We start from the raw sequence: 6,379 nt of genomic DNA, 5'->3' as shown, positions 1-6,379 counted from the left end.
CGCGAGGCCGCAAGCATCTTAAACCGCACGATCATGAAGCAGCTGCAGCAAAGAAGAAGACGATAAAATAGAGACTTACTAATGCAAAATGGGTAATAATTTTAAAAAAATGTAACCCAATTTTAGTTGTATAATAACTTTATAAATAATTAATAAATATTCCCCGTTTCCATATCGATTTGGTAAGGTATCCAAACTTCTCTATCAGCATATGAATTAACGCCTGAAATGTTGATATTTTCCATTTGATACTTGTGTTTCAAAAAGAATTCAAACGTATTGTTTTTCCTGTGCAATTTATCATTTTCATACTTACCAATTCGTAATTCATCGCCGGTAAAATAACCCCAATAATTTACAATTCTATTTCCTTTATCATCTTCTATATAATGTTCGTACTTATTACTAGCAACACGTATTTTCTTTTCTTTAAAATTTATTATTGATGGACTATTATTTTTAAATTCAATAAAGTTCTTAAAAACACCCTTCTTAAAAAGACTGTCTTTTAAAACCGGAATATCAAATAAAGATGCATTATAAAGTTTTATTTGCTCGAATGTTTTAACCGTAAGTCTATCAATTCTATCAACTGCATTTTTAAAATCATATACTTCAATTAATCCATTCAAAATAAGCTTTAAAATCTCATTCTCAGTCTTATAATCATCCATTTCATTTTTTTCATTTTTAAATAATACGCCATTAACCACTGTGTCTATTCTTTGAAATGGCATGTATAGGTTTCCCTTATTTAAGTAATATTCCCACTTGCAATACAAAAAACTTCTTGACTTAGGATTTTTTGAAATATCCATTGCTTTATTTTTTTTGTCATCTATCCCCGACAACCAAAATTTTCTCAATACAATTAATAACTTGATATTATTTTTTTCAAATGAATGCTGATAAAATTCATTATAATAATTCTCCAGCGACTTCGCCACGCCTTCGTTGAAAGTAACTTTTCTTCCTACTCTTTTTTTATCAGCAATAAATTGAAATGCCGGAACAAAACCCAACTTTGAAGTATCAAACCTGTTATCAATAATTTCAATTGAAGAAAAAGGTAATTTTATTTCTGCCGGAGCAATTTTTGAAACCCTAAGATCAAATTTTTTTTCTCTAAGTCCGTCAGGATTTGTTGCATTAGTTTTTATTTTTTGGCAAAATCCAAAAAAAGGTATTAAAATAAAAACTAAAAGGAAAATTTTCTGCATATAAACTTATTCATATTTCATAAAAAATAAAACATATTAGTAAATTTCGCCTGTGTCCATATCAACCTGATAATATTTTTCAACTGCCTTGAATGAAGTCTTTTTTCTACCAGTGTTTGTTGCAAGGTTAAACAGAGAAGTATACATTAATTCGTGCTTTACATTTCTGTCTATACTTTTGATTCCAGCAAAGTAAAATGTATTTTGGTGTCTTATTAGTTTTGAATATTTATCTCCGGAATTAATAAAAAGATTAACCCCATCGCAGAAACCCCAGGCATTTCTTTCCGGGTATTCTTTTTTATCAACTCTTACATATAAAATATCTCCTAACTTACCTTCCCTTAATTCATATTCAATTATTGAAGGTGAATTATTCTTAAATTCTTCAAAATTTTTATACACCCCTTTTTTATATGTTATAAAATTCAATATTGGCAAGCCTGATTTTTTAGCATTGCTCGTTAATATCTCATCATATGACAGTTTTCTCCTTTTAGCAATTATTTCTTCTAAATTAATTTGATATAGCTTAGTTAAAGAATTTTTTAATGCAACTTTTATAAATTCTCCAGCAAAGGCGGGTAATTGTTCTTTAAAAGTAAAGATCGAGTCCACACGAAATAATGGATAATAAGCACTTCCGTTATTCAAATAAAATTCCAGCCTGCTAATAATTCCAGCATCCCATCCATTTTTCGGCTGCCCCTGTTTCTCATTACTATACAGCACAGGCGCTATTTCTTGAGAAATCCAAAGTTTTTTAATAACAATTACTATTTTATTCAGGATAGAGGTATCGTTGCTTAACTGCAGATAATTTGAAACCCATTTTTCAATACTGGCATTAACGGAAGATGAAGGATTAAAATAATAAGTTTTGGGCCATCCCTTCTTAAAATTTGTAAAACCGTCTAACGAATAATATCCAAGCGCACTTGTATCATCTCTGGCATCTATAACATTAACTGAACTAATTTTATTTGCCATACCAGGAGTTCTAATTTCATTTTGCAATACAGTTTCTGCTTTGTTATTATAATTAATCGGTTTTGTATCTATTTGAGCATTTGATACAAAACAGTTTAATACAATAAGAAATAAAAAAAAGATTATTTTCAATAAGTTTAGCAGGGTATTCATCATAAACAGGATTTACTATTTTATTTTTATTTGCTTTTATTAGCAATTATACCATTTTTCCACAATCTTTCCATCAAATTTCCCTCTCCCAAATAATCGTCCTATCTTTACACGACCTCTAAGATTTTTCTTTCTTAAATCTCCTGCTGGTCGCAATAGTTTGGGTTAAAAAATTCGGCAATTTTTATTTAAATACAGCATTAACGTTGAAGGTTTAAAAATCAACGCTGATGGTTCTTATTTTTTGTTTGGTTACCCAATATAGTACAAATTATAAACTTATGATTATGGCAAAATATATTTTTGTAACCGGCGGCGTTACATCATCTTTAGGCAAAGGCATTATTGCAGCATCGCTGGCAAAGCTTTTGCAGGCAAGGGGTTTAAAGGTTACCATTCAAAAATTCGATCCCTATATTAATGTGGATCCGGGTACTTTAAACCCTTACGAACATGGCGAATGTTTTGTAACCGACGATGGCGCCGAAACAGATTTAGACCTTGGCCACTACGAACGTTTTTTAAATATTCCCACATCGCAGGCCAGTAATGTTACCACCGGCCGTATTTATCAGACCGTAATTAATAAAGAAAGAGAAGGCGCCTATTTGGGTAAAACCGTACAGGTAATTCCGCATATTACGGATGAGATAAAACGCCGCATGCTTTTGCTGGGCAAAACCGGTAAATATGATATTATTATTACAGAATTAGGCGGTACAGTTGGCGATATTGAAAGTTTACCTTTTGTAGAAGCGGTGCGCCAGTTACAGTGGGAAATGCCCGAAGAAGATTGCATGGTAGTGCACCTTACTTTAATCCCCTATTTAAGTGCTGCAAAAGAATTAAAAACTAAACCTACGCAGCACAGTGTTCGTTTACTCAGCCAGGAAGGTGTTCATCCCGATGTAATTGTTTGCCGTACAGAGCAGCCACTAAACAATGAAATAAAAAAGAAAATCGCACTTTTCTGCAATGTAAAAACCAATGCCGTTATTGAAGCAATGGATGCCAGCAGCATTTACGAAGTTCCTTTAATGATGCTGCAGGAAGGGTTGGATATAATTGTGTTGAAAAAATTACAAATTAACGGCTATGCCGCACCGGAACTTGCCAAGTGGCGTGCCTTTTTAGACAAACTTAAATATCCAAAAACAAAAGTTACCATTGGGCTTATTGGAAAATATATTGAGTTGCAGGATGCTTACAAATCTATTTTAGAAAGTTTTGTACATGCCGGTGCCATGAATGAATGTAAAGTAAAAATTGTAGATGTACACAGCGAAACTATTACCGAAGATAATGTGGCAGAAAAATTAAGTAAACTGGATGGCTTATTGGTAGCTCCCGGTTTTGGTAACCGTGGTGTAGAGGGTAAAATTACAGCCGTAAAATATGCAAGGGAGAACGACTTGCCATTTTTTGGTATTTGCCTCGGTATGCAAATGGCTGTAATTGAATATGCCAGAAATATTTTAGGCTGGGATGATGCCAATTCAACAGAAATGGAAAAGGCAACGCAGCATCCGGTTATAGATTTAATGGATGAGCAAAAAGATATTACTGCCAAAGGTGGTACCATGCGTCTTGGCGCTTATCCCTGCCAGATTAAAGAAGGCACATTAGCGCATAACATTTATGGCACTACTGAAATTAGTGAGCGCCACCGTCACCGTTGGGAGTTTAACAATAAATACATTACCGATTTTGAAAAAGCTGGCTTAATACCAAGTGGAAAAAATCCTGCAACTGGTTTGGTAGAAATTGTGGAACTGCCTAATCACCCATTTTTTATTGGAGTACAGTATCACCCCGAATTAAAAAGCACGGTAGAAAATCCGCAACCCATTTTTGTACATTTTGTAAAAGCTGCTAAAGCCTTTGCTGAAAAAAGAGATGCAGTAAAAAATCCTTTATTGCAGAGTGAGATGATTTAGCCCCTAAAGAGGGAAATGGAGGAGACTGAAGCGATGATAATGTAATAAATTTTTGGGGGCAAACATTTGTTCTTTGTGGGACATCGTTGTGTCACTTCCCGATATATCGGGATAGGTATACTTTTATTAAACGCCTTAAGGTTATCTTACTTTTAGTAAAAAGTAAATGTATTTTTCTATGCTTCCATGCCTCTGTGGCAATAAAAATAATCTGTGGCAACAAACCAAAAACTTTCTATGGACGATCTCAACCGTAAATCGGTGGATGAGTTCAAACGTTCCGAAAAAACTCCTGTGATTGTGGTATTGGAAAATATCCGCAGTGCTTACAATGTGGGCAGTGTATTTCGTACAGCCGATGCTTTTTTATTAGAAGCCATTTACATAACCGGTTACACCTGCATTCCTCCACATAAAGAAATAAAAAAAACCGCCTTAGGTGCAGAGGAAACTGTAACATGGAAACATTTTGCAAACGCAACAGAAGCAATTACATTATTAAAAGAAAACGATTACAAAGTCTATGCGGTGGAGCAGGCCATTAACAGCATCTCTTTAGAAAAAATTGCGCTAACAAGCAATGAAAAAGTGGCTTTTATTTTTGGCAACGAAGTTACCGGTGTAGAACAAACTACCATTGAACAATGCGATGGCTGTATCGAAATTCCGCAATTAGGTATGAAACATTCTTTAAACATTGCCACTGCTGCAGGTGTGGTACTTTGGGAAATTGTAAGAATAAGGCTGTAATGATATCAACAATAAAAAGGGATTATAAAAAAAGCCGCAGAAAATTCTACGGCTTTTTATCATAAAAAAATAATTTATTATTAATTCTTCTTAAAAATTACTGATTTTTTAAACGAAGTAGTTTCATCAGTAACTGTTAGCAAATACATTCCTTGGGCAAGTTTGCTTACATTAATATTTTTTTGTGTTGTTCCTGCAGCGAAAGATTCTGATAAATTAGTAATCCTCCTTCCACTTACATCACTTACAATGACATTTAACCTTCCTGCTTTGGGATTTTCAACCACATAATTAAGCATATCATTAACTACAGTTGGATAAATGGCAAGGTCAATATTCTTTGTATTAAGATTTGCCTTAATTATGCCTGACAATTTAGAATATCCCGTTCTGTCCACCAATTTTAAACGATAATAGCTAAGTCCCCCACCAGACAGGCCATCATTAAAAGAATAGCTGGATCCAGCAGCAAATCCAGTAGCATTTACCCGGCCTATTTCATCAAAGTTTACACCATTTTTAGAACGGTACACAATGAAATATCCACTATTTATTTCGCTGTTAGTTATCCAATTTAAATCTACGCCATTAGTTTTTGAAGCAGCATTAAAAGATACTAAATTAATAGGTAGAGGGCCATTAAACACCATCGTAAAATTATCAAGGCCAACCCCACACCCTTCTACTGTATTAATACTTTCCACCCTAATACGCACTTGATTATCTGTAGCATTAGTACTAACCACCAACGACTGATTGGTTACTGCAAAAGTAGTGTTAGTATAACCATAAGTTGTGGTAGAATAAACTGTATTTGAAGGTAATCCTGTAACAATTATTCTTATTTCAGCAGGATTGGCTGTAAAAGGATCACAATTGGTTCTGCGGAAGGCAACAAAATTAATTGTATACACTGAATTAATTCCAATGTTAACATCTTGCTGAATACAAGTAAAAGCATCAATTTCGGTTACATTATTTGCAGCATTTGACCCACCGAAATCAGTTTCTGGTCCCATTTCCGGTACACAGCCTCCGTTATTCCAGCTTCCAAATCCATTCATTGCAGAATTTGAGATAAGATTTTGCGACTTTGCACTTAATAAAGTACATAAAGTAAATACCAAGAGTACATTTTTTTTCATTGTGTTACAGTTTTAAAAATTTAAAATAATTTGGTTATCAGGTGAATAAGGTTTGCAATCTTGGAGTAGGTGAATTTGAAAACAAAAATAATGCATTTTATTAAAAGTTTCAAAATAATAAAAAATTACTTCCAAAAAATATTGCAGTCACGTAATATTGATTTTTGCAAATATATCTAAACGT

At 33.5% G+C, this 6,379-nt stretch carries 5 protein-coding genes; 2 read left to right on the top strand and 3 right to left on the bottom strand.

The genetic code is table 11. From position 1 onward, the window contains the following. Positions 1 to 149 precede the first annotated feature (149 nt). Together ACY65O_RS12595 and ACY65O_RS12590 are read right to left on the bottom strand one after the other, a co-directional pair. Complete coding sequence (locus ACY65O_RS12595; RefSeq protein WP_462221209.1) at positions 150 to 1,220, bottom strand: hypothetical protein; 1,071 nt, start codon at positions 1,218 to 1,220, stop codon at positions 150 to 152. 36 nt (positions 1,221 to 1,256) lie between these two features. Further along, positions 1,257 to 2,366 carry a hypothetical protein gene (locus ACY65O_RS12590; protein WP_462221208.1) on the bottom strand — a complete coding sequence of 370 codons (1,110 nt, stop codon included), beginning with the start codon at positions 2,364 to 2,366 and terminating at the stop codon, positions 1,257 to 1,259. A gap of 284 nt (positions 2,367 to 2,650) precedes the next feature. On the opposite strand from ACY65O_RS12590, the gene ACY65O_RS12585 reads away from it, so the two are divergent. Both ACY65O_RS12585 and ACY65O_RS12580 read left to right on the top strand, forming a co-directional pair. Next, positions 2,651 to 4,300, top strand: coding sequence for a CTP synthase (locus ACY65O_RS12585; protein WP_462221207.1), 1,650 nt, complete (start codon positions 2,651 to 2,653; stop codon positions 4,298 to 4,300). A gap of 213 nt (positions 4,301 to 4,513) precedes the next feature. Next, a complete protein-coding gene (locus ACY65O_RS12580; protein ID WP_462221206.1) occupies positions 4,514 to 5,050 on the top strand; it encodes an RNA methyltransferase in 537 nt (178 codons plus the stop codon). Between the two features lie 80 nt (positions 5,051 to 5,130). Here the strand turns inward: ACY65O_RS12580 and ACY65O_RS12575 are convergent, their stop codons facing one another. Further along, positions 5,131 to 6,195, bottom strand: a complete 1,065-nt coding sequence (locus ACY65O_RS12575; RefSeq protein ID WP_462221205.1) for a T9SS type A sorting domain-containing protein — start codon at positions 6,193 to 6,195, stop codon at positions 5,131 to 5,133. Positions 6,196 to 6,379: the final 184 nt, after the last annotated feature.

The organism is Ferruginibacter sp., from assembly GCF_031430955.1.
Classification (GTDB): Bacteria; Bacteroidota; Bacteroidia; order Chitinophagales; family Chitinophagaceae; genus Ferruginibacter.
This window is presented reverse-complemented; position numbering and strand designations above follow the sequence as displayed.